This is a genomic window from Papillibacter cinnamivorans DSM 12816, assembly GCF_900176335.1.
In the GTDB taxonomy this organism is placed as follows: domain Bacteria; phylum Bacillota; class Clostridia; order Oscillospirales; family Oscillospiraceae; genus Papillibacter; species Papillibacter cinnamivorans.
In genome coordinates this window covers 232,114-255,755 of record NZ_FWXW01000005.1, presented here as the reverse complement: position 1 = coordinate 255,755, position 23,642 = coordinate 232,114, and the positions used below count along the sequence as shown (strand labels likewise).

The window sequence follows — 23,642 nt, the reverse complement described above, 5'->3', positions numbered from 1 at the left end:
CCTGGGATAGTTTTCGGCCAATCAGTACCGGATGCGGTGCTCCGCCACTGCCCGCAGGTGCTGCCCGTAGGAAGAGTTCCCGTATTTTTCGGCGGAGGACAGCAGCTCCTCTTTGCCGATCCAGCCTCGGATATAGGCGATCTCTTCGGGAGCGGAAATCTTGACGCCCTGGCGCTTTTCAATCATGCGTATGTAGTCGGAGGCGTCGGCGAGGCTCTCGGGGGTGCCCGAGTCCAGCCAGGCGAAGCCTCTTCCCAGCAGTTTGACATCCAGATCGCCGCATTCGAGATACAGCCGGTTCAAATCGGTGATCTCCAGCTCGCCCCGTCCGCTGGGTTTTATCTTTTTTGCAAATTCCGTTACGCGACGATCGTAAAAATAAAGGCCGGTAACCGCATAATTGCTTTTCGGTTCCCGGGGTTTTTCCTCAATGGAAACGGCCCGCCCCTCGCTGTCGAATGTGACGACACCGAAATGCCGGGGATCCTCCACATAATACCCGAAGATTGTGGCCCGGCCGCGCCCGGCGTTTTCCGACGCGTCGGATAAAAGACGCACGAGACCGTTCCCGTAAAAGATGTTGTCCCCAAGGATCATGGAACAGGAACCGTCCCCAATGAAATCTTCCCCCAGTAGAAAGGCTTGGGCAAGACCCTCCGGAGACGGCTGGACGCAATAGGAAAGCCGGACACCGAACTGCTCTCCCGTCCCCAGCAGCGCCTCAAATTTCGGCACATCCCGGGGTGTGGAAATGATCAGAATTTCCCGGATTCCGGCCAGCATCAGGGTGGACAGGGGATAGTAGAGCATCGGCTTGTCGTAAACCGGTAAAAGCTGTTTGCTTGTCACCAGAGTCAGAGGGTAAAGCCGGGAACCGGACCCGCCTGCGAGAATAATACCCTTCATTGCAATACTCCGTCATTTCAGAAGATTTAAAATTCGCCCGAAAAGAAAAGCGGGAATCATGGGCATAAAAAGCTCGAACAGGGTGACGGACCGATCTGCCTGTCTGTCGGCCCAAAGTCGGGCGGCGCTGGCGGGATCGGGATGCCTGTAATAGTCTTCCCTCGCCCGGGCCCATCGGACGGATTCTTCCAGAGGCCCCCGGAGCTCTTCTCTGCTGCCCAGGCGCTCCGACAGAGAGCGGACCCGGCTTAAAAAAAGCTCGATCCGCAGCCGGGAATAATCCTCTTTAGTCCGGACCCCGGTCAGCACCCCTGTCTGGTTTCCGCCGTGCTGCCGGTAGCGCACCGTGGCGGCCGGCTCAAAGGCGATCTCTCCCTGCACGGCGGAAAAGAGGGCCAGCCAGTGGTCGTGTACCATATAGGGCTCGAAAGGGATGGCCGCCTTTGCCATTTCCGCCCTCATCACCATGGCGCAGCCTGTGACGAAATTCCTGTAGATGAGGCCCGGAGCAAGGCCGGCGCCCTCCCGGAAAACATGACGCCGCCGGAGCCGGGTGATGCTGGGCGCAAGCTCCCGCCCGGCCTCGTCGATGACGGAAAGGTCGCTGCAGCACAAAAGGGCCCCGGTCTCTTCAAGCCTCCGGACCATCCGCGCGATCTTCCAATCCTCCCAGATATCGTCCTGGTCGCAGTACGCGATGTATTTTCCGCGGGCCATAGAAGTCAGTTCCTGAAACGCGCCGTTGGAACCCAGGTTTTTTTGCCCTTTCACGAGCTGCCAGGGGAAGGCCGTGACGCACTCCCGGAATATTTCGGGGTCCGTGGGGCAGTCGGGGCAGTCGTCCCGGATAAGAAGCTCCAGCGGGCGGTATGTCTGACGGTTGAGGGAGAAAAGCAGCTCCCGCAGCCAGTCCGGATTGGGCCGGAATACCGCAAGCACGACGCTGACAAGCGGCTGCTCCGCCTGCATATTCCGACCTCCCAGCGCAGCGGTTACGCTGCATGCAAAATTTGACGATTTTACGGAAACAGTTGTGTAATCTGCGTATATTTTACTTATTATAGTATATAGACAACCTGTCGTCAAGGCAAGGCGGGAGGAAAAACCCGCCTTGCCGGAACCGGACATTCCCGCATGCGCCAGAGGCCCGGTGGCCGGATGCGCTTTTTAAGGGAATACTGGAGGGCGCCGGATCACGGTGCGCGGAAAAATAGAAGAATCATCCATGGATAGATTTCCTTTGAATGCGAATACTACCTGTGTAATTTCAGAATTTGCCGCCAAAAGTTCATTGACATTTAGGGGGATTACAGAGTATATGAAAGCCACTGGAATTGTTAGAAGAATTGACGACCTGGGCCGGGTGGTGATTCCCAAGGAGATCCGCCGCACCATGCGCATCCGGGAGGGAGACCCCCTGGAGATTTACACCGACAAGGACGGGGAAGTGATCTTTAAAAAATACTCCCTCATGGGGGCTCTGGAGGATTTTGCCGGTCAGATCTGCGAGACTCTCAGCAAAAATACGGGGAGCGTCGTGGCCGTATCCGACAGGGACAGCATTATTGCCGCCTCGGGGACCCAGCGGCGGGATCTGGTGGAAAAACGGATCAGCGCGGAGCTGGTGCAGATTATGGAGGGACGCCAGATCTATCAGAGCAAGGCTTCCGACCAGCCGGTGCCCGCCGTCGATTCCGGCGACAAATACAAGGTTTCCATTGCCGCGCCCATCATATCCGAGGGAGATGTGCTGGGCTGTGTCCTCTTCCTGGGAACGGAAAACGACGCCAGGACGGGGGAGACGGAGTACAAATTGGCTCAGACGATTGCGGGTTTTCTGGGAAAACACATGGAATCGTAAGAAAAAGCTTGCATTTCAACCGGCCGGATGATATAATCGCATCGTTAGCAACGTTGGCCGGACTAAGAGTGGGGATTCCCCACTCTTTTTGTTGGAACCTTCGCGAATGGAAAAATAAGGATTTAAGGAGCCGGACGGAATGAAAAAGGTCACGGAACTGGTCTCGGAGCTTGCCCGGCCCGTTGTGGAAAAGCACGGCTGTGAACTTTGGGACACCGAGTACGTGAAAGAAGCCGGAAGCTGGTTTTTACGGGTCTATATCGACCATCCCGGCGGGGTTTCCATCGGGATGTGCGAGGCGGTAAGCCGGGAACTTGACGCCCTTCTGGATGAGCTGGACCCCATTGAGGGAAGCTATACCTTTGAGGTCTCCTCCGCGGGAGCCGAGCGCCCTCTGCGCCGTCCGGGGGATTTTGCGAAATTCATGGGTTCCCTTGTGGCCGTGAAGCTGTATCAGGCGAAAAACGGGAAAAAAGAATTTGTGGGGAAGCTATCCGGCTACGAGGAAGGCGCGGTGCTCCTGGACACGGCCGAAGAAAAGCTTCGTTTTGAAAAGAAAGAGATTGCCCTCGTGCATCTTCAGATTGAATTTTAAGGGACAGGAGAGACCGTACGACATGAACGCCGAGTTTTTTGACGCGATAGAACAGATCGAAAAAGAAAAGGGAATTCCAAAAAGCTATATGCAGGAAAAGATCACCCAGGCTCTGCTGACGGCGTTTAAACGGGATAACGACGGCGTGGACAACGCTGTTGTGGAAATGGACGAAAAAAACAAGGAAATCCGCATGTACGTACAGAAAGAGGTCGTGGAAACCGTGGAGTCCCCCGCGACCCAGATCTCTTTGGCAAAAGCCAGGGAAACCCTGGGGAAGGCCGAGCTGGGCGACGTGGTCAAGCTGGAGGTCAAAACCAAGAATTTCGGCCGCATTGCCGCCCAGACGGCAAAACAGGTCATCATCCAGGGGATCCGGGAAGCCGAGCGCGGCCTGATCTTCGAGGAGTTCACATCAAAAGAACACGAGATCATGACCGGCGTGGTCACCAGGATCGATCCCAGGACCGGAAATGTCTCTCTGCGCATCGGAAGCAATTCCGAGACCACCGAGGCCATGCTTTCCATGAGCGAGCAGGTCCGCCACGAGGTTTTAAACGAGGGGGACCGGATCAAGGTATATGTGGTGGAGGTCAGAAAATCTTCCCATGGGCCCCAGGTGCTCATTTCCCGCACCCATCCGGGACTGGTGAAGCGCCTGTTTGAGCTGGAGGTGCCCGAGATATACGACGGCACCGTGGAAATCAAGAGCATCGCCCGGGAAGCCGGAAGCAGGACCAAGATTGCCGTCTGGTCCAACGACGAAAACGTGGACCCCATCGGTGCCTGCGTGGGCCCCCGGGGAGGCCGGGTTTCCGGTATCGTGGAGGAGCTTCGGGGAGAAAAGGTGGACATCATCAAATACAGCGAGGATCCCGCCAAGTACATTGCCTCCGCCCTTTCTCCGGCGGACGTGATCCGGGTGGACCTGCTGGAGGACGGAAAAAGCTGCCGCGTCATCGTTCCCGACGACCAGCTTTCCCTTGCCATCGGCAAGGAGGGGCAGAACGCGCGGCTTGCCGCCAAGCTCACCGGCCATAAAATAGATATCAAGCCCCAGTCCGCCGAATAGCCGGCGCTTCAAAAAACCAACCGGCCAAACGCCGGATAAAGCGGGACAGATCCGGGAGGAAACGGGGATATGAAAACCAGGAAAACACCCATGCGGCAGTGTGTCGGATGCCGTGAGATGAAGCCCAAGCGGGACCTGCTCCGCGTGGTCCGCTCCCCCGAGGGAGAGATCTCCCTGGATTTCAAGGGGAAAAAGCCGGGACGCGGCGCCTATGTCTGTCATGATCCAGGCTGTCTCGCAAAAGCGAAAAAGTCAAAGGCACTGGGGCGCGCCCTGGATGTGGAGATCCCCGAGGAAGTTTACGACCGGCTGACTCGGGAAATGGAGGCCCCGGATGAATAAGGCTCTTAGTTGGATCGGCCTTGCCAAAAAGGCCGGGACATTGGCCGCGGGAGAGGAACCCGTGGGCGCCGCCGCCAGAGCGCATACGGCAAAGCTTGTCGCCGTTGCCTCCGACGCGGCGGAAAATACCTGCCGCCGGGCAAAGCACTTTGCCGAGGCGGGGGGCGCCGCGTTTATGGGCGTTCCCTTTACCAAAGCGGAGCTGGGGAGCGTTATCGGACGCGGTTCCTGCGCCGTCTTCGCCCTGACCGACGCGGTTTTTGCCGCAAATCTGGCGGAAAAACTGGCCGGGGAGGACCCCGCCGGGTATGCCTCCCAGGCGGAGAGCCTGGCGGAGCTGGCCCGCAGGGTACAGCAGAGGAAACTGGAGTCTAGACTCCATGAAAAGAATAAAAAGCTTGGAACAGGAAAAAAACGCGCCCCCCGAAACGGGGCGCGGAGGAAACCGGGCAAGGACTGACGCGAGGGATTGTCGGCGCAAAACATACGGAGGTGGCTTTTTTTGAGCAGTTTAAACAAGTACAGGGTGCATGAAGTGGCAAAGGATTTTAATTTGGGTTCCAAGGAGATTGCGGATGTTCTCACCGAGTATGCCCAGTCTCCCAAGAACCATATGCAGGTGCTGACGGATCAGGAGCTGGCCCTTATATTTGAGTATCTGACCCAGCACAATCAGATCGGCAGCATCGAGGAAATCTATGCCGACACCTATACCGAACCGGCGCCGCAGCCTTCTCCGGAGCCGGCGCCCGCGCCTGCGCAGCAAAGCCGTCCCGTCCCGCAGCAGCAGGGGAAGCCTTCCGCCCCCGCCCCCGCTCCGGTCAGCGCAGCCGCCGCGCCGGCGGCTCCCGCCCGTCCGGCGGAAAATAAGCCCTTCCAGCCCCGTCCTCAGGCGGATAAGCAGCCTGCCGCTTCCCAGGCGGTATCACGTCCCGCCGGCACCAGGCCCCAGACCAAGATCGTGGATACCCGGAAGACGGCCGCGGTCAATCTGGACCGGTATGACGAGCGCCTGGAGACCATGGTGCCCGACAAGGTGCAGAATATATCCCAGAAGAAGGAGAAGATCCGCCGCGCCGCAGATCAGCGCCGCCCGGCGCCCGGCTTCGGCAGCAAGAGACGCCAGGAGGAGCAGGAGAAGATGCGCCGCCTCCAGCTGGAGATTGCGAAAAAGCAGCCTCTGAAGGTGGAAATCCCCGATGAGATCGCCGTGGGAGAACTGGCTTCCCGCCTGAAAAAGACCGGCGCGGAAGTAGTGCGGCAGCTCATTAAGCTGGGTGTCATGGCGTCCGTCTCCGACGTCATAGATTACGACACGGCGGCCCTCGTGGCCATGGAGCTGGGCGCTAAGGTGACGAAGGAAGTGGTGGTCACCATAGAGGAGCGCCTCATCGACGTGAGCGCCGACAGCGAGGCGGATCTGGTTCCCAGAAGCCCCGTGGTGGTGGTCATGGGCCACGTGGACCACGGCAAGACCTCTCTGCTGGACGCCATCCGGAAATCCGACGTGGTTTCCGGAGAGGCCGGAGGCATTACCCAGCACATCGGCGCCTATCGGGTGCAGATCAAGGGAAAGCCCATCACCTTTTTGGATACCCCCGGCCACGAGGCCTTCACCTCCATGCGCGCCCGCGGCGCCATGGTCACCGACATTGCCATTCTGGTGGTGGCGGCGGACGACGGCATCATGCCTCAGACGGTGGAGGCGATCAACCACGCCAAGGCGGCGAATATTCCCATTATCGTGGCCATCAATAAAATGGATAAACCCGGAGCCAATCCGGAAAGGATAAAACAGCAGCTCACGGAATACGGCCTGGTGTCCGAGGAGTGGGGCGGCGAAACGATTATCTGTCCCATTTCCGCCAAGCTTCATCAGGGGCTGGACAGTCTCCTGGAAGCGGTGGTTCTGACTGCTGAAATGCGGGAACTGAAGGCCAACCCCAAACGGGCCGCCCAGGGCACCGTGATCGAGGCAAGGCTGGATAAGGGCCGCGGCCCGGTCACCACCGTTCTGGTTCAGAACGGCACCCTGAAGCAGGGAGACGTGATCATCGCCGGCAAGGCGGTGGGTCGCGTTCGCGCCATGACTGACGACAAGGGGGAGAAGCTCACCCAGGCCGGTCCTTCCGTGCCGGTGGAAATCATAGGCATGTCCGAGGTGCCCGGCGCGGGCGACCTCTTCTACGCCGTGGCCGACGAGCGCATGGCCAGGGAGCTGGTCATGCAGCGCAAGGAAGAGGAAAAGGCCGCCGCCAGCGCGCCGTCCCACAAAGTCACCCTGGAGGACCTTTTCTCTCAGATCCAGCAGGGCGAGGTCAAGGAGCTCGGCATCATCGTGAAGGCTGACGTTCAGGGTACCGCCGAGGCGGTGAAGACATCTTTGGAGAAGCTCTCCAACCCGGAGGTGCGCGTGCGCGTCATTCACAGCGGCGTGGGCGCCATTTCCGAATCGGATATCATGCTGGCATCCACCTCCAACGCCATTGTGGTGGGCTTCAACGTCCGGCCGGACAACGCCGCCCGGGACAGCGCGGCCCGCGCCAACGTGGACGTCCGGATGTACCGGGTGATCTACGACTGCATCAATGAGATGGAAGCCGCCATGAAGGGCATGCTCTCCCCCAAGTTCAAGGAGAACGTCCTGGGCCACGCTCAGGTGCGGCAGGTATACAAGATTACGGGCGCTGGTACTATAGCCGGCTGCTACGTCCAGGACGGGAAGATCCTCCGCGCAAGCCAGGTCCGCGTGGTGCGCGACGGCATCGTGGTTTTCGAAGGCGAGCTTGCCTCTCTGCGCCGCTTCAAGGATGACGTGAAGGAAGTGGCCGCGGGCTACGAATGCGGCATCGGGATCGATAAATTCAGCGACATCAAGGAAGGCGACGTAATAGAGGCCTTTGTGATGGAGCAGATAAACGCCTGACCGGGAAGAGCTCCCGAATTTATTTCATGACTTCTGAAATGCATCTGAAACGGAAAAACGCCCTCGTTTTGCCGTCAAAAAAAGCAACGATTGCTCTATTTGTAAATGCATTTCGAAAAACGCATTTGTTCAGTGGACATTATTAAGGCGATCCGCCGGAAAGACGGGGATGAGGAACATGCCTGGAAACAGGATTGGAAGAATCAACGAGGAAATCAACCGCGAGCTGGTAAACCTTCTGCGCTCGGTGAAGGATCCCCGGGTGCGCGGCATGGTGAGCATCACCGCGGTGGACACGACGGCGGACCTTCGCTATGCCAGGGTCTATGTCAGCGTCCTGGAGTCGGAGGACGCCAGGGGGGTCCTACAGGGGCTTCGCTCCGCGGCGGGCTATCTTCGCCGGGAACTGGGGGCGTCCCTGTCTTTGCGCTATGTGCCGGAACTCCTGTTTGAGCAGGACAATTCCATCCGGCAGGGCGCCCGGATTTCCAAACTTCTCAGGGAATTGGACAAGGAGAATGGAAATGAAGTTCAGTGAAGTCGCCGACCTGCTTCGCGGGCAGGATAAAGTTCTGATACTGACCCACCGTCGCCCCGACGGGGATACGCTGGGTTCCGCCGCGGCCCTGTGCCGGATGCTTCGGGATCTGGGAAAGACGGCGTATATGCTGAAAAATTTCGGTACCATTCATTTATTCGCGTCTTACGTGGAGCCCTATGGCGCACCGGAGGGGTTCAAACCTTCCTTTGTGGTCTCGGTGGACACCGCGAGCCTGGACCTGATTCAGGAAAACGGGATGGGGTATGCAGACGGCATAGACCTTGCCATTGATCACCATCCCTCCAATTCCCGTTATGCGAAAAAGACGTACGTGGATCCCAAAAGCGCTTCCTGCGGCGAGGTGATCTACGCCCTGGCGCGGGAGCTTACGGAACTCACCCGGGAGATTGCCCTGCCGCTGTATCTGGCGGTCTCCACCGACACGGGCTGTTTCCGGTACGGCAACACCACGGCCCAGGCCCACCGGGTGGCCGCCGAGCTCATGGACACGGGGATCGACGCCTACGCGGTGAACAAGGCGGTTTTCAGCACCAAGACCTTCAAGCGGCTGAAGCTGGAGGCCATGCTCTTCGAAGGCCTGGAGCTGTATGACGGGGGGACGGTGGCTGTTGCTGTCCTGACCCGGGACATGATGAACCGGGTGGGAGCCACCGAGGACGACGCCGACGATCTGGCCGCGTTTGCCCGCCAGGTGGAAGGCGTGGACGTGGGAGTGACCATCCGGGAACTGGATCCGGGGTCCTGTAAAATATCCCTCCGGTCTTCTCCGGCCGTCAATTCCTCCAAGGTATGCGCCCTGCTGGGCGGAGGCGGACACGCCGCTGCCGGGGGCTGCACCGTGGAAGGTACGGTGGACGAGGCCAAGGAGGCTATCTTAAAGGCGCTTGATACGGTTTGGAAGCGGTGATGCCGGTGCCGTCGGGAATCCTTCTGGTGGACAAGCCCCAGGGCTGGACCTCCCACGACGTGGTGGCCAAGCTCCGGGGAATTTTAAAGGAGCGGCGCATTGGCCACGGGGGGACCCTGGACCCCATGGCCACCGGCCTGCTTCCGATTTTTATAGGGCGGGCCACCCGGGCCGCCGAATACGCATCTCTTTCCGGGAAGCAGTACATCGCCCGGCTGCGGCTGGGCATCCGGACCGATACCCAGGACATAACGGGGTCCGTTCTGGACTCCTTCCCCGTCATCGCGGGGGAAAAGGAGCTGCGGGACCTTCTTTTGCATTTTACGGGAAAGATATTTCAGGTTCCGCCCATGTATTCCGCCGTGAAAATCGGCGGGCAGCCCATGTATAAGCTTGCCCGGAAGGGAAAGTCGGTAGAGCGCCCTCCCCGGCCCGTGACGGTCTCGCGCCTGGAGCTGCTGGGCGGCGGAGGCGGGGAATACGAGCTTCTGGTGGACTGTTCCGCGGGCACCTATGTGCGCACCCTGTGCAGCGACATCGGCGATGCCCTGGGCTGCGGCGCGGCACTGTCGGCGCTGCGCAGGACCCGTGCTGCGGGCTTTTCCCTGGAGGACGCCCATTCTTTGGAGACTGTCGCGGCTGCGGCGGCGGAAGGCCGGGCGGCAGAACTGATTTTGCCGGTGGATTCCCTTTTTCCCGGGTATCCCGCCGTGACCCTGGACGAAACACAGGAGCGCTTCTGCCGGGACGGAAGGGAATTCCCTATTTCCGGAGCGGAGGGGAGATACCGGGTCTACGGCCCAGGAGGGGATTTTTTGATGCTGGGCGAGCTTCGGCGCGGGCCGGGCGGCGGGAGCGTCATGCGTACCGAAAAGAGCTTTTTTGAGGTGAATGGAGTTTGAAAAGCGGCCAGACGCAGGGAAAAGTGATAGCCCTGGGCTTTTTTGACGGAGTCCACAGGGGGCACGCCGCCCTGCTCCGGGAGACCACGCAGCGGGCGCAGGCGCTGGGATACGTCGCCTCGGTGGTGACCTTTGACAGGCACCCGGAAAATCTGATTGTGGGACAGCCGGTGCCCCTTATCAACACGCCCGCCGACAGGGCGGATCTCATGCGCCGCCTATTCGGCATCCAGGAGGTCATTTTCGCCCATTTTGACGAGCATATGATGCACATGCCCTGGGACGAGTTCATCACCGGCTTTCTCAGAGACAAGCTGGGAGCTTCCCATCTCGTGGCGGGGCATGATTTTCATTTCGGCTACAAGGGCCAAGGGAATCCCGCGAGGCTCCGGGAAAAATGTGCCCAGCTGGGCCTCGGCTGCGACATCATCCCCAAGGTGGAGTATGACGGAATCACGGTGAGCTCCACCTATATCCGAAAGCTCATCGCCCAGGGGGAGATGGAGCGGGCCAACGACTTTCTGGGACACCCCCACGTCTTTTCGGACACCGTCCACCACGGCCGCAAAATCGGAAGCTCCATCGGCATTCCCACCATTAATATGACCGTTCCCGATGGTATCCTGGTTCCCGCCAGGGGGGTGTACGCCACCCGGGTCTGCGTGGACGGTATGCCGTACAACGCCATGACCAACGTGGGGATCCGGCCCACCGTGGACAGCAGCGGAAAGGTTTCCGTGGAAACCAACATTCTGGATTTCAGCGGGGAGCTTTATGGGAAGGAAGTCCGGGTGGAGTATTACGCGTATCTGCGGCCGGAGATCCGGTTTGAATCTTTGGAAGCGCTGAAGGCGCAGATTTACCATGATCGGGAGGCAACAAGAGAATACTTCGGGAAGAACGGTTTTTGAGAATCATGCGGGAACCTCAGTCTGTCGAAAAAACCTCGCAGAGTTTCGCCGCCGGAGCGGCGAAATAAAATCGGATGATTTTCGGGCGCGGCGTGTACGTGCCCGAAAATACTTCTCAGGCTGCAAGCGTCGAACCGTCCGCATACGGCGGACGGCCAGGCGCGCGGCAGACTGCAAACCATTTTGTCAAAAAAGGCGGAACGTCTTTTTTGACAAGCTAAGGCCCCCGGCTGAATGCAGCCGGGAGCCCTTTTTATTAGATATCTGGTGTCTGCCGCCGTGTCATGCCGCCGTGGAGTTTTTGTTCTGCCTTCTGCCCAGCAATATGCCGATGAGCAGGGCCGAGACGCAGCCCAAAACGCCGCCCAGAATGAAGGGTGCCGATGGACTGAAGCGGTCCCAGAGAAGCCCCGCCAGAAGGGAGGCGAAGAGAAGCCCGATGCCCTGGAGCATGCCGTAGATGCCCAGTGCCGTTCCCTTGTATCCTTCCGGCGCGTTTTCCGCCACAAAGGCCCGCTCCGCGCCGCTGATGAGAGCCGTATACGCTCCGTATGCCAGAAACAACAGCGGGACAGCCCCTTTGTACGATACAAAGGCGAAGGCGAAGTAAACAAGGCCGTAAATGAGATACCCGGGGACCAGAATCCTGCTCCTCCCCAGCCTGTCGGAAAGTCTGCCGAAGGGGATGGAGAGAAGGGAGGCGGAAAGATTGAACCCAAAATAGAGAAGCACCGTCTCCGAGGCGGAAAAACCCAGGTCCTCCGCCCGCAGGAGAAGAAAGGCGTTGGAGGAGTTGCCCAGGCAGAACAGGAAAATGATGAAGAGGTAGGCCCGGAGTATGCCTCCGGGCATCGCGCTTTTTGCCCGGGCAGGCCGGACTGCCTCCGGCTCGGCCTTTTGCTCCCGGACGGCGGGGATAATGGCGATGCCGGCCGCGGCGGGAAGGATGGAAAAAAGAAAGGCGGGGCGGAAGCCGAAGCCGGTGGCGACGAACAGGTATGCTAGGAGCGCTCCCAGGGCGGAGCCACCCATATCCAGCGCCTTGTGAAGCCCGAAAGACCCTCCCAGCTTTCCGCTGTTACTGGACTCGGCAACCAGAGCGTCCCTGGGCGCGGTCCGGATTCCCTTGCCCACCCGGTCTACCACTCTGGCAACCAGAATCCCCGGCCAGGAGGCGGAGATCAGAAGCAGGATCTTATACGCGACGGAAGCCGAATATCCGGCAAGCATCAGGACCTTCTTATTTTCCCGCCTGTCTCCCAGATAGCCGCTCATGGCCTTGAGAAGGGAAGCCGCGGATTCCGCGATTCCCTCGATGATTCCCACGGCCACGGGGGTCGCCCCAAGCACCGTTGTCAGGTACAAAGGAATAAGGGGATAGACCATTTCCGTGCTCATATCCACAAAAAAGCTTACGAGCCCGATCAGCGCGATGTTGGAGAGAATGCGTTTTCTATTCATAATTCTTCGGTCACCCATTCTGAATTTCCCTGTGTTATTCCGCGGGGGGAAGATGGTTCCGCACTCCCCATTGTACCGCCGGGCCTCCTCAAACGCAAGAATCAGATCGAAAAGAAAACTTACGGCACTTTTTTATGTCTCCTTCATTTCCCGACCATATTTTACCAATTACATCTGTATAATGGGTGGTACACAAAGCAAAACCGGCCGTTTGACGGCAATACATGCGATTCAGAACGGGAATGGGGTTGACATGTCAATGAGGACGAGCTATGTGAAGCAGCGGGCTGGGCAGATGCGCCGGCATTTTTTGGAACAGGGGGCCGTGGTACTCCAGAGACCGGCCCTCATGAAGGCCCTGGAGTGTCTCATCCGCTTTTTTCTGGGGGGAACCCTGGCCGGGGCGGAGATATTCGGAGGGCACGCGCCCTTCGGTCTGGCCTTTGTGGCGGCCTCGGGGGCGGGGCTGAGCGGCCTGTCCGCCCTCCTGGGAGTTTCCTTCTGCTCCTTGCTGTTCATGGGGTTTACGAGGGGCCTCAAATATGTGGCGGCCTCGGTGCTCATCTTCTCCGTGGCCTTTTCCTTTTACGACACCCGTATCTATAAAAAGCCCTTTTTTATGCCTCTCATTGCCGGGGCCATGACGTTATGCACCGGCTTTGTGTATCTGTCCGACGGAGGCTTTTTTACGCCGGAAACGGTATTTTTCGCAACCGAAGTCCTCCTGGCGGGGGGATGCGCGTATTTTTATAAGATTGCCATATCCCCCGGAAGCCTGGAGATGGAAGAATCCCGGGAACTTCGGCAGACGGTGAGCATGCTGATACTGATCATGGGAATCCTGGTGGCCCTGGCCACCGTTACCCTGCCCGCCGGGATCTCTTTGGGGCGGCTGGCGGCCACCCTGGCGGTCCTTGTCGCGGCGGCCAGAGGAGGAATCGGCATGGGCAGCGCCACGGGAATATCGGCGGGGCTGGCTATGGACCTGGCGGGAGGCGGGACCCCCTTTTACAGCGTGGCCTACGCCTTTTCCGGCCTCATCACCGGCGTGGTGAGCCGGCAGGGGAAGGCCTTCGCTTCCATAGCCTTTGTGCTGGCGGGAGCTCTGACCATGGTCTGGGCCATGGAGGAAAGCCTGCGTCTTCCCCTGCTTTATGAGAGCATGATCGCCGCGGGAATTTTCCTTCTGCTGCCGGAGGAAATGCTTCGGAAATGGGACGTGCTGTTTCAGACGGAGACGTCGGACGAGCGCCCCGCCGCAAAAGCCCGGGAGCTTGCCGCCCGGCGCCTGGAGCAGAGCGCAGCCGCTTTCCGGGAGCTCTACGAGGCCATCGGAACGAGTTTTGCCCCCCGCAGCAACGACAACGACGCGGCTGTGATTTTCGACCGGACCGCCTCCCGGATTTGCCGGAAGTGCGCCCTGGCCTCCGTTTGCTGGGAAAAGGATTATGTGACCACCTTCAACGCGTTAAACGACGCGGTGGGTCCCATGCTCAAACGTAGACGGGGGACACCGGAGGATTTCCCGAAGCACTTTTCCTCCCGCTGCCTCTATTTCACGCGGTTTCTCGCGGCCGCAAACGAGGAGCTCACCGCTTTTCTTTACCGCCGTCAGTTCGGCAACCGGCTCCGGGAGAGCAGGAGAGCGGTCTGCCTCCAGTATGCCGATCTATCCGGAATCCTCAGCGAGACCGCGGCGGAGATCGGCGGGGACATGTCCTTTGAGCCCAGGGCGGAAAAGAGTCTTCAGCTCCGACTGAAGGGAATGGGGATCAAGGGACGGGCCATGGTGTTTTTAGAGCCCACGGGACGGCTGCGCGCCGAGATAGAGGGAAAAGATCTGGAACCGCTGCTCAAAAACACGGCGGACCTGGAGGAGGCCCTGGGTGTGCCATTGGAGGCGCCCCGGCTGCAGAAGGGAGAGCTGTGGCAGAGGCTGATACTGCTGGAAGCCGAGCCCCTCAGGGCGGAGGTAGCCGTGGAGTCGGCCAGAAAGCGCGGAGAGGCCATCAGCGGGGACTGCGCCGCTCACTTTAAAAACGACGACGGGACGCTGTACCTTCTTTTATCCGACGGAATGGGAAGCGGAGAGGGCGCGGCGCGGGAGAGCGCCATGACCCTGCGCCTCATGGAGCGGTTTCTCCGGGCCGGAATCGAGCCGGAGCCCGCCCTTAAAACCCTCAATTCCGCCCTTTCCCTCCGGGGGGACGAGGCAAGCTGCAACACCGTGGACCTCATGAAGATCGGGCTTTTCAGCGGGGATGCCTCGGTTTATAAATTCGGGGCCGCTCCCACCTATGTGAGAAAAGGCGGCAGAGTCAGCCGCATAACCTGCAGCGCGATGCCGGCAGGCGCTTTGGGCTCGGGAGCGTCTCCCGACGTGACCCGCCTGCGCCTGGGAGCGGGGGACTGGGTGATCCTGGCAAGCGACGGCCTGTCCGACGGAGCCCAGGACGAATGGGTCCGGAGCCTCGTTGCCTCCTGGGAGGGAGAAGATCCCGGGGAACTGGCCCGGTGCCTTCTGGAGCGGGCCCAGGCTTCCGGTACGAACGAGGACGACAGGACGGTTCTGGCCCTTCGGCTGGAAAACAGGCCCCGGAAAGCGGCCGGCTGAAAAAAGCGAAAAATTTCACATTTTGCCCTTGTCCTGGAATATTGGCCCCCGGCGGGGGGAAAACTGGAATCATCTGGGGCAAGGAGTGATGGAATGTGGTCAAGGGCGTTGCAAAACGGATTATTGTCGTGGAGTCCCCCGATCCGCAGCTGTTCGAACAGGCAATTTTCATTCTGCGCGTCAGCGCCACGGAGGAGGGGGGCGTCACCGCGCAGCAGGTGATGGAGGAGGCGTGCAAAGTGGCCAACGGTTATGTGCGAAAGAACGTGGGAAAACGGTGGAACGGAAAGAGAAGCCTGCCCCCGCCTGTCTTTGCCGCTCTGGGAGCGGCGGTTACCGCGGCGGTATGGCTCCTGGTCACGCTGTTGTAATACGGATATGCGATGGGAACGATAAAAATAAAAATCGAGGATGTTTTTCGTCCCGCAAGGCAGACGACGCCGGCGGGCTCTATGCCCGCCCAGGAGGATAACGGCGAGGGGCGGAATACAGGCCGATTTTTATCATTGGTTCATCGCATACCCGTACGAGAAGACGATATTCGGCGGGCCTTTCCTGCGGGGAGGGCCCGCCGCGGACTGCCGGGAAGGGTAAGGCTTGTCAGAAAAGCCCCGCTTGTGGTAAGATAGTCTCGTCCGGTTCTGCAGTTTGCCGGATCGGGAAAACGGCGGGAAGGACGGGCTGGGCTTGGTGCGCATCGGCAAAGTGGAAATTAAATCGCCTCTGGCGCTGGCGCCCATGGCCGGGGTTACCGACCTGGCGTTTCGCACAGTGTGCCGGGAATTGGGCGCGGGATACACCTGCACCGAAATGGTCAGCGCCAAGGCGCTGTGCTATCAGGATAAAAAGACACGGCAGCTCTTAAAGCTGGGAGAGGGGGAGCACCCCGCCGCCGTCCAGATTTTCGGCAGCGACCCCGTCTGCATGGCGGAAGGCGCGGCGCTGGCGGCGGAGTATTCCGGCGCGGACGTGCTGGATATCAACATGGGCTGCCCCGTGGGCAAGATCGTGTCTGGCGGAGACGGCAGCGCCCTGATGAAGGATCCCGAGAAGGCTGCCCGGATCGTGGAAGCCGTTATGCGGGCCGTTTCCCTGCCCGTGACGGTGAAAACCCGGCGGGGCTGGGACAAGGGCAGCGTCAACGTGGTGGAGTTTGCAAGGACGCTGGAACAGGCGGGGGCCTCGGCTGTATGCGTCCACGCCAGGACCCGCTCTCAGATGTACTCGGGTTCGGCCGACTGGGACAGCATTGCCGAGGTTAAAAAGGCACTGTCCATCCCGGTCGTCGCCAACGGGGACGTGTTTTCCCCCGAGGACGCGCCCCGGATTTTAAAGCGCACCGGAGCGGACATGGTGATGATAGGCCGGGGGTCTTTCGGAAACCCCTGGATTTTTCAGCAGGCGGAAGCGGCCCTTGCCGGCCTTCCCATACCGGCCCTGCCGCCCCTGGCCCGGCGCTGCGACACGGCGGTGCGCCAGATTGAACTGGCGGTGCGGGACAAGGGAGAGAAGATCGCCATTCTGGAGGCCCGGCGGCACTTTGCCTGGTATCTGAAGGGTGTGCCCTATGCGGGGTATTATAAAACCGAGATTATGAAGATGACGGGAATGGAGGAGCTCTATCGCATAGCCGAGGGGATCCGGAGAGAACTGAGGTGACGAAATGACGGAGGAGAAGGACGAGCGGCTTCTGGTACTCGAGGCGAGGCAGGGAAGCCAGGAGGCCTTTGAACAGCTGGTTAAGCTTCATGAGAAGAGGATATACAATCTTGCCCTGCGTATGGCGGGCAATCCTGAAGACGCCGGCGAACTCGCCCAGGAGGCTTTTTTAAGCGCCTGGAGGGGTCTGCCCGCGTTTAAAATGGAGTGCAGTTTCGGGACCTGGCTCTACCGCCTGGCCTCCAACGCCTGCATTGATTTTCTGCGGAAAGAGAAGCGGCGCAGGGTCGTCTCCATGACCGCGGTTTCCGAAGAGGACGAGGAATATCAGACGGAATATCCGGACCTCCGATACAGTCCCGAGACGGAGCTGGAGCGCCGGGAAATTCTGGACGAAATCCAAAGGGGCTTGGACTCTCTTTCGGTCGAACACAGGCAGATTCTGGTCATGCGGGAGCTGGATTCCATGACCTATGCGGAGATAGCCGAAGTTCTCAAGCTGGAGGAGGGAACCGTCAAGTCCCGTATTTCCAGGGCCAGGGTTCAGCTTCGGGGCTTCCTTGTGAGCACGGGGAACTTTCACCCCCGCGTTTCGTCGAAGGAAGCGGAAGGAGGTGAACTGCATGAGCGGGTGTGAATTTGACAAAGAGCGTTTGAGCGCATATCTGGACGGCGAGCTGTCCCGGGAAGAGGCGGCGGATGTACGAGAGCATCTGGAGAATTGCCCGGAGTGCAGGGAGCTTCTCAGCCAGTTTGAGGCGATTCGCGGCGGGATGAGAGAGCTGGAGGCGGAGCCTCCCGCGGATCTCGCCGGCGGCATCATGGACCGGGTGCGGGCGGAGAAAGCGCCCAACCGGTATAAACGCCATCGCTTTGCCTACGGGACCTTCGTTGCGGCGGCCGCGGTGGTGGCTCTCGTGTTTCTGGCGGGCCCCGGCATCGTGAACAATATTTCCGCCCTGCGGGGAACTTCGGGCGCGGAAAGTGCCGACGCGGCTGCGGGAAGCGCCGACACGGACGCGGGAGGCGGCGAGGACACCCTGAGAAGCGCCATGGCCCCTGCCGTGACGGATTCGCAGGACGCAGCGGCGTACGGGTCTGAAAAAGAGGAGAACGGCCAGGCGTCATCCGAGGAGAAGGCATTCACAGCTGCGGTTCCCGCTCCGGATGAGCAGGCCGGACCAAGCGAAACGTCATCGCCCATAGAAGAAAACAGCCTGGGTATGACATACATGGGCAAGAATATTCCCTCGGCGCCGGCGCTGCCTTACAGCAATTTCTTTTCAGCCATTCTGGTCCTCCGGGGAGAAGTTCCCGCAGCGCTGGAGGGCTATGACGCGGTCCGGATTACAGATACCGAAAGCCATATCATACTGCCGGCGGAGGATCTCCGGAAGATAAAAGACGATTTGGACGAGGCGGGCGTAGCCTACGAATACTACGACCAGGAGCCCAACACCTCGCCGGAGGCGGAAAACGGCATTATCGTCCTGTATCCCGAAGCGAGCGGGGCGGACTGAGCCGGAAATGGAACCTGTAAAAACCGGGCCTTGGCGAAATTTTGCCAAGGCCCGGTTTTAGATCCAGAATGGGGGAAATAAGCGGAAATACGCTGGAAATCGGAAAAACAGGTTGCATTTTTACCCCGCTGTGATACAATAAGGCACTGTCTGATACCGATTCCGGGGAGAAACGGAAAGCGGTATCGGAAACCTGGCAGGGGGGGTATTTGGATGAAAAACATGACGACAAAACAGCTGGTGATGGCGGCCGTTGTAGGCGCGGCCTATGTGGTGCTCACCATGGCGGTGTATCCCATAGCCTTCGGCCCCCTGCAGTGCCGCATCTCCGAGGCCCTTACCGTGTTGCCCTATTATTTTCCCCAGACCATGTGGGGGCTTTTCGTGGGCTGTCTTCTTTCCAACTATCTTGGGGGAGCGACCCCCATCGACATCATATTCGGCTCGCTGGCGACCCTGGCGGCGGGCTATCTCACCTCGAAAATCCGCAGCCGCTGGCTTGCCCCGCTGCCTCCGGTGGTACTCAACGGCGTCGTGGTGGGTGCCACTTTGGCCTATGTGACGGCCCCGGACAACTTCTGGCCCGCCTTTGCGATGATTGGCTTCCAGGTGGCGGTGGGAGAGCTCATCGCCTGCTACGCGCTGGGGCTGCCGATTCTCTACAGGATTCCGAAGATCCGCTTTTTGGGTGAAATGATAACCGCAAAAAAGGACGGAGAAGCCGGCTGAAAACGCCGCACGGAATCGGATAACCGCTGGAATCGGATGGGCACATATGATACAATATAGCCTGCGGGGAGGCGGCTGCTTCCGCCTCCTGAGCATGGGAGGGATTAGGTTTGAAAGTGAAAAAGGCGGTGATTCCCGCCGCGGGACTCGGCACCCGGATGCTGCCGGCCACCAAGACCATACCCAAGGAAATGCTGCCCCTGGTGGACAAGCCGGTACTCCAGTACATCATAGAAGAGGCTGTGGCTTCCGGCATTGAGGACATACTCATCATCACCAACCGCGGGAAATCCCCGGTGGAGGACTACTTCGACTACTGCCCCGAACTGGAGCAGAAGCTTCTGGCCGCCGGCAAGGAGGAGGAGATCCCGAAGCTCCGGGCGGCGGCGGATATGGCCAACATCTTCTTTGTCCGTCAGAAGGAGACCAGGGGGCTGGGACACGCCATCTGGCGGGCAAAGCGGTTCACAGGGAACGAGCCCTTCGCGGTGCTTCTGGGGGACGACATCATGCGCTCCCGCAAGCCTGTGATCCGGCAGCTCATCGACGCCGCGGAAAAGTACGGCGCCGGCGCCGTGGGGACCCAGCGGGTTTCTCCCGAGGCGATCGGAAAGTACTCGTCCCTGAAGATATCCCCCCTGGAGGAGAGGATCTTCCGGGTGACGGACATGAACGAAAAGCCGACCCCGGACCAGGTCTTTTCCTACTACGCCATCCTGGGCCGTTACGTACTGCCCCCGGCGATCTTCGATATACTGGAAACCGTCTCTCCCGGCTACGGCGGGGAGATCCAGCTCACCGACGGGCTTCGGGAGCTCTGTTACCGGGAACCCATGGTGGCGGTGGATTTCGAAGGCCGGAGATACGACACGGGAAACCTGAAGGGATTTCTGGAGGCGACGCTGGATTTTGCACTGGAGCATCCGGAAGCCGGCCCCTGGCTCAGGGAATACATGAAAAAGCTGGCGGAGGAGCGGTAATCGGCGGATTTCGCCAAAGCGGGGCGGTTTTCCTTGACATGGCCCGCCCATCGTGTATAATATATTAGTCAGTCTGCTTCAGACGGGCATTTTCCCGCCTGATTCAATCCTTGCCCCCGGTTGGACGGGGGCCATATGTCCAGAAGGAGGTGCAAACATGGCAAAAGTATCCGCAAATTACGAAGTGCTTTATATCATCGATCCGGCCCAGGGAGAAGAGGGCATTCCCGCCCTCGTGCAGAAATTCAAGACCCTGGTGGAAACCCACGGCACGCTCAAGGAGATCGACGAGTGGGGGAAGCGCAGACTGGCCTACCCCATCAACGATCTGCTGGAGGGCTATTACGTTCTCATGACCTTTGAAAGCGGATCGGAGTTTCCGGCGGAGCTGGACCGTATTTTCAAGATTACGGACGGCATCCTTCGCTCCCTCATAATCTGCAAGGATGAATAGGAGGGGGATCCGATGCTGAACAGAGTGATTCTCATGGGTCGTCTGACCCGGGACCCCGAGCTGCGGCACACCCCGACGGGAACGGCCGTTGCGTCCTTTACCATCGCCGTGGACCGGGACTATTCCAAGGATAAGGATGATAAGGCCACCGACTTTATCGACATCGTGGCCTGGCGGAATACGGGGGAATTCGTTTCCAAGTATTTCTTCAAGGGCCAGATGGCGGCCGTCGTGGGCCGTCTCCAGATCCGGGACTGGAAGGACAAGGAAGGGAACAACCGCAGGAGTGCCGAGGTCGTGGCCGACAACGTGTACTTCGCCGATTCCAAAAGGGAACGGGGCGAAGCACATTCAGGCTACGGCGCACCCACCCAGGAACCTATGTCCGGGCCGATTGGATCGGAGTTCTCCGAGCTGGATGACGACGACGGCGAGCTGCCGTTCTAATATTGAAAAAAGGAGGTACCACATATGCCGGCACCCGCGGACAGAGAGAAAAACATGCGCTCCCGCAAGCGCAGGAAGGTCTGCACCTTCTGCGTGGACAAGGTGGAGCATATCGATTATAAAGACACCGTCAAGCTGCGCCGCTATATTTCCGAGCGGTCCAAGATTCTGCCCCGCAGAACGACAGGGACTTGCGCCATGCATCAGCGTCAGCTGACCGAGGCCATCAAGAGGGCCAGACAGATCGCGCTTCTGCCCTTTATCACCGAATAAGCCGAAAACCCCGCCCGGGACCCGGGCGGGGTTTGTTTTTTATGTTCATGTCGGAAAGAGGGGGTTTGCAGGGAATGCAGTCAGCCCAGACCGTTGAGCAGAGAGTCGTCCTCGAAGACCCAGTCCCTGACGTTTACGACGGTGTAGGAGTCCTCTGTGTTGCGGATCACCACCCGTTTGAGGCCCGCGTTGATGATGAGCCTGCGGCACATGGAGCAGGAGGTGGCGTCCTGCACCAGTTCGCCCGTCTTGGCGTCCCGCCCCACCAGATACATGGTGGCCCCCAGCATGTCGCGCCGCGCCGCGGAAATGATGGCGTTTGCTTCCGCGTGTACGGAGCGGCACAGTTCGTACCGCTCCCCGGAGGGAACCTTCAGCTGTTCCCGGATGCAGTAGCCCAGATCCACGCAGTTTGCCCGGCCCCGGGGCGCACCGCTGTACCCGGTGGAAACGATTTCATCGTTGAGCACGATGATGGCGCCGTAATTGCGCCGAAGGCAGGTGGCGCGTTCCAGCACGGTTTCGGCAATGTCCAGGTAATAATTTTCCTTGTCGATTCGTTCCATAGGGAGGCCTCCTTGAATAAAAATTGGACGTGGAAATACAGCCCTCTGCGCTGCGGTCGTACTGGTATGGATCTGAAATTTACCGCTTTAATACAGTATAGCGCCTTTCTGCGTAATTGACAAGAATAACCGGAAAATCGTCGTAAACTGCGTTTATAAAAAAAGAGAACAGGAAACGAGAGGGCCAAAGCCCTCTTGTTTTCTGTCTGTCGAAAATGCCTTGCAGAGTTTCGCCGCCGGATCGGCGAAATAAAATCAGATCATTTTAGGGCGCGGCGTGTACGTGCCAGAAAATACTTCTCAGGCTGCAAGCGTCGAACCGTCCGCTTTCGGCGGTCGGCGAGGCGCGCGGCAGACTGCAAGTTTTTTGTTGAAAAAGGTGTTCCGCCTCTTTCAACAAGCTCAAACGGGAGGGCGAAAGCCCTCCCGTTTGGAAAAAAACTTGTGGTTACATTCCTGCGCCGGCAAAAAGTGTTGCGAAGGAAATGAGGTATATGATCGTATATAGGATGTACGCCACGATACAGTAACCCATGATGTCGCGCATCTTCAGGCCGACGATGCCCAAAAGCGGTATCGCCCAGAACGGCTGGATGACATTGCTGATGGTTTCGCCGGCGGTGAATGCAATGAGAGTTTCGTTGGCCGGCAGGCCAAGGGATGCGCCGGCCTGCATCATAACAGGCCCCTGAATCATGAAAATGCCGCCGGAGGACGGGACGAAGAGGTTGACCAGCGAGGCGCTGAAATAGTTCCAGATGGGGTAGGTAACAGGAGTGGAAATGCTGACGAAGGCATTGGCTATGATGACAATCAGTCCGGAGGAGCCCATCATGCCCTGAATACCGGCATAGAAGGGGAACTGCAGCACAATGCCGAATGCGTTCCTGGTGCCCTCCTCGAAAGCGCTGATCATGCTTCTGGGAGTCCAGTGGAGCAGGATGCCCAGCATCAGAAGAAGGAAGTTCAGGATATTCAGGGTCATGTTAAGACCGTTGACTGAGACCCAGTATCCAAAGTAAATCAAGCCCGGCACGGAGACCAGCAGGTTGAACACGGGGCTGCTATCCAGCTTTTCAGCTACAGTCATGTCTTTAAAAGCCTTGGCATTGGCCTTGGCTTCCTCGGCTTTGGCGTCCTGATCGAAGAATCTTTTCTGTATGGCCGGATCAATAAGAGGAGTCTTTTCCTCTGCGGGATGGACCAGGAACCACAGCAGGGGAGCCAGGATGATGACGCAGATGACGTACGGAATGATCTGCGCGGGATACAGAACAGTAAGACCGTAGTTCAGAACGCCCATAACGGCTTCAAGGAAGTGACCCTTGGCGTTGACGATGAGAAACTCCGAGCCTGAGAAGCCCAGGCCGCCGCCGATGGTGCCCGCATAGGCCGCGGCAACAAGAAGCTTAAAGTCCAGCCGTTTAAGGTTCTTTGCAAGCTCGCGAACCAGAAACGCCGGGACGATCATTCCAAGGCCCCAATGGAAGGTGTTTACAATAGCGGAAACCAGGGCGATGAAAATAACCGCCTGTAGGGAATTTTTGGGAATTTTTGAAAGTGTTTTTAAAAATCTTTCGCCAGCGGGGGATGTGCCCAGGGTGAAGCCGGTGGCCAGCACCAAAGTCATCTGCATGCCGAAGCTCAGGAAGTTCCAGAATCCCTCGGCCCAGTACTTGAGCATGTCAAAGGGAGTGGATTTCGCAATTAAAATGCCCATCAGATAGACGATGACGGTCAGTATGACAGCGAAGATAAAGGAATCCGGGATTACCTTGTCCATGCCGAAATTGAGCTTTTCGATTGCTTTACGAATACCGTTTCGCATGATTACCCTCCTCAGTCGATTTGAATCTGCTTGCTTTCAAAAGACCGGTGTCTCTGCGCGCTGTCCCTGTCCAAAATCACCTCCATCCATTGCAGTTTACAATCAGGCCTGCCCCTCCTTCTGCGGA

25 protein-coding genes are annotated in these 23,642 nt (G+C 58.9%); 20 read left to right on the top strand and 5 right to left on the bottom strand.

The annotated features are described in order from the left end of the window. Positions 1-21: 21 nt before the first annotated feature. Positions 22-906 (bottom strand): glucose-1-phosphate thymidylyltransferase RfbA, encoded by an 885-nt coding sequence (gene rfbA, locus B9A13_RS09640; protein WP_084234933.1) that lies wholly within the window; start codon positions 904-906, stop codon positions 22-24. A gap of 12 nt (positions 907-918) precedes the next feature. Next, positions 919-1,875, bottom strand: coding sequence for a glycosyltransferase (locus B9A13_RS09635; protein ID WP_159448093.1), 957 nt, complete (start codon positions 1,873-1,875; stop codon positions 919-921). Positions 1,876-2,224: 349 nt separating this feature from the next. Here B9A13_RS09635 and B9A13_RS09630 point away from each other — a divergent pair, with 349 nt between their 5' ends. The 10 genes from B9A13_RS09630 to B9A13_RS09585 all read left to right on the top strand — a co-directional run bounded on the left by B9A13_RS09630 (position 2,225) and on the right by B9A13_RS09585 (position 10,984). After that, a complete protein-coding gene (locus tag B9A13_RS09630; RefSeq protein ID WP_084234931.1) occupies positions 2,225-2,767 on the top strand; it encodes a stage V sporulation T C-terminal domain-containing protein in 543 nt (180 codons plus the stop codon). A 139-nt stretch (positions 2,768-2,906) separates the two neighbouring features. Continuing rightward, positions 2,907-3,362 (top strand): ribosome maturation factor RimP, encoded by a 456-nt coding sequence (locus B9A13_RS09625; RefSeq protein WP_084234930.1) that lies wholly within the window; start codon positions 2,907-2,909, stop codon positions 3,360-3,362. A 22-nt stretch (positions 3,363-3,384) separates the two neighbouring features. Beyond that, entirely contained in the window at positions 3,385-4,434 is a 1,050-nt protein-coding gene (gene nusA, locus B9A13_RS09620) for a transcription termination factor NusA (protein WP_084234929.1), read from the top strand. Between the two features lie 69 nt (positions 4,435-4,503). Continuing rightward, positions 4,504-4,776, top strand: coding sequence for an RNase P modulator RnpM (rnpM, locus tag B9A13_RS09615; RefSeq protein WP_084234928.1), 273 nt, complete (start codon positions 4,504-4,506; stop codon positions 4,774-4,776). Next, positions 4,769-5,236: a L7Ae/L30e/S12e/Gadd45 family ribosomal protein gene (locus B9A13_RS09610; RefSeq protein ID WP_084234927.1), complete on the top strand. Its 468-nt coding sequence runs from the start codon at positions 4,769-4,771 to the stop codon at positions 5,234-5,236. The genes rnpM and B9A13_RS09610 overlap by 8 nt, the downstream gene beginning before the upstream one ends. A 42-nt stretch (positions 5,237-5,278) precedes the next feature. Continuing rightward, on the top strand, positions 5,279-7,702 hold the full coding sequence (gene infB, locus B9A13_RS09605; RefSeq protein ID WP_084234926.1) for a translation initiation factor IF-2: 2,424 nt from the start codon (positions 5,279-5,281) through the stop codon (positions 7,700-7,702). 178 nt (positions 7,703-7,880) lie between these two features. Continuing rightward, positions 7,881-8,240, top strand: coding sequence for a 30S ribosome-binding factor RbfA (gene rbfA, locus B9A13_RS09600; RefSeq protein WP_084234976.1), 360 nt, complete (start codon positions 7,881-7,883; stop codon positions 8,238-8,240). Continuing rightward, complete coding sequence (locus B9A13_RS09595; protein WP_084234925.1) at positions 8,227-9,171, top strand: DHH family phosphoesterase; 945 nt, start codon at positions 8,227-8,229, stop codon at positions 9,169-9,171. The genes rbfA and B9A13_RS09595 overlap by 14 nt, the downstream gene beginning before the upstream one ends. Further along, positions 9,168-10,073 carry a tRNA pseudouridine(55) synthase TruB gene (gene truB / locus B9A13_RS09590; RefSeq protein ID WP_341456027.1) on the top strand — a complete coding sequence of 302 codons (906 nt, stop codon included), beginning with the start codon at positions 9,168-9,170 and terminating at the stop codon, positions 10,071-10,073. The genes B9A13_RS09595 and truB overlap by 4 nt, the downstream gene beginning before the upstream one ends. Further along, on the top strand, positions 10,070-10,984 hold the full coding sequence (locus B9A13_RS09585; protein ID WP_084234924.1) for a bifunctional riboflavin kinase/FAD synthetase: 915 nt from the start codon (positions 10,070-10,072) through the stop codon (positions 10,982-10,984). Before truB ends, B9A13_RS09585 begins: the two co-directional genes overlap by 4 nt. Before the next feature lie 282 nt (positions 10,985-11,266). On the opposite strand, the gene B9A13_RS09580 is transcribed toward B9A13_RS09585, so the two are convergent. After that, positions 11,267-12,445 (bottom strand): MFS transporter, encoded by a 1,179-nt coding sequence (locus B9A13_RS09580; RefSeq protein WP_084234923.1) that lies wholly within the window; start codon positions 12,443-12,445, stop codon positions 11,267-11,269. A 253-nt stretch (positions 12,446-12,698) separates the two neighbouring features. Here B9A13_RS09580 and B9A13_RS09575 point away from each other — a divergent pair, with 253 nt between their 5' ends. The 10 genes from B9A13_RS09575 (at position 12,699) to rpsR (ending at position 21,121) form a co-directional block, all read left to right on the top strand. Further along, entirely contained in the window at positions 12,699-15,059 is a 2,361-nt protein-coding gene (locus B9A13_RS09575; protein WP_242942830.1) for a SpoIIE family protein phosphatase, read from the top strand. Between the two features lie 95 nt (positions 15,060-15,154). Beyond that, positions 15,155-15,430 carry a translation initiation factor 2 gene (locus B9A13_RS09570; RefSeq protein ID WP_084234921.1) on the top strand — a complete coding sequence of 92 codons (276 nt, stop codon included), beginning with the start codon at positions 15,155-15,157 and terminating at the stop codon, positions 15,428-15,430. A gap of 319 nt (positions 15,431-15,749) precedes the next feature. Next, positions 15,750-16,718 carry a tRNA dihydrouridine synthase DusB gene (gene dusB / locus B9A13_RS09565; RefSeq protein WP_084234974.1) on the top strand — a complete coding sequence of 323 codons (969 nt, stop codon included), beginning with the start codon at positions 15,750-15,752 and terminating at the stop codon, positions 16,716-16,718. A gap of 4 nt (positions 16,719-16,722) precedes the next feature. Beyond that, positions 16,723-17,355 (top strand): RNA polymerase sigma factor, encoded by a 633-nt coding sequence (locus B9A13_RS09560; RefSeq protein ID WP_084234920.1) that lies wholly within the window; start codon positions 16,723-16,725, stop codon positions 17,353-17,355. Then, the gene (locus tag B9A13_RS09555) at positions 17,342-18,238 is read left to right on the top strand and encodes an anti-sigma factor family protein (protein WP_084234919.1); all 897 of its coding nucleotides are present in this window, start codon (positions 17,342-17,344) and stop codon (positions 18,236-18,238) included. Before B9A13_RS09560 ends, B9A13_RS09555 begins: the two co-directional genes overlap by 14 nt. A gap of 213 nt (positions 18,239-18,451) precedes the next feature. Continuing rightward, entirely contained in the window at positions 18,452-18,967 is a 516-nt protein-coding gene (locus B9A13_RS09550; RefSeq protein WP_200809704.1) for a QueT transporter family protein, read from the top strand. A 110-nt stretch (positions 18,968-19,077) separates the two neighbouring features. Further along, complete coding sequence (galU, locus tag B9A13_RS09545) at positions 19,078-19,947, top strand: UTP--glucose-1-phosphate uridylyltransferase GalU (protein ID WP_084234918.1); 870 nt, start codon at positions 19,078-19,080, stop codon at positions 19,945-19,947. Positions 19,948-20,104: 157 nt separating this feature from the next. After that, complete coding sequence (gene rpsF / locus B9A13_RS09540; RefSeq protein WP_084234917.1) at positions 20,105-20,401, top strand: 30S ribosomal protein S6; 297 nt, start codon at positions 20,105-20,107, stop codon at positions 20,399-20,401. A 12-nt stretch (positions 20,402-20,413) separates the two neighbouring features. After that, on the top strand, positions 20,414-20,848 hold the full coding sequence (locus B9A13_RS09535; protein ID WP_084234916.1) for a single-stranded DNA-binding protein: 435 nt from the start codon (positions 20,414-20,416) through the stop codon (positions 20,846-20,848). A 24-nt stretch (positions 20,849-20,872) separates the two neighbouring features. Beyond that, a complete protein-coding gene (rpsR, locus tag B9A13_RS09530) occupies positions 20,873-21,121 on the top strand; it encodes a 30S ribosomal protein S18 (protein ID WP_084234915.1) in 249 nt (82 codons plus the stop codon). Between the two features lie 80 nt (positions 21,122-21,201). Here the strand turns inward: rpsR and B9A13_RS09525 are convergent, their stop codons facing one another. After that, the gene (locus tag B9A13_RS09525; RefSeq protein WP_084234914.1) at positions 21,202-21,687 is read right to left on the bottom strand and encodes a deoxycytidylate deaminase; all 486 of its coding nucleotides are present in this window, start codon (positions 21,685-21,687) and stop codon (positions 21,202-21,204) included. 448 nt (positions 21,688-22,135) lie between these two features. Continuing rightward, positions 22,136-23,515, bottom strand: a complete 1,380-nt coding sequence (locus B9A13_RS09520; RefSeq protein ID WP_084234913.1) for a short-chain fatty acid transporter — start codon at positions 23,513-23,515, stop codon at positions 22,136-22,138. Positions 23,516-23,642: the final 127 nt, after the last annotated feature.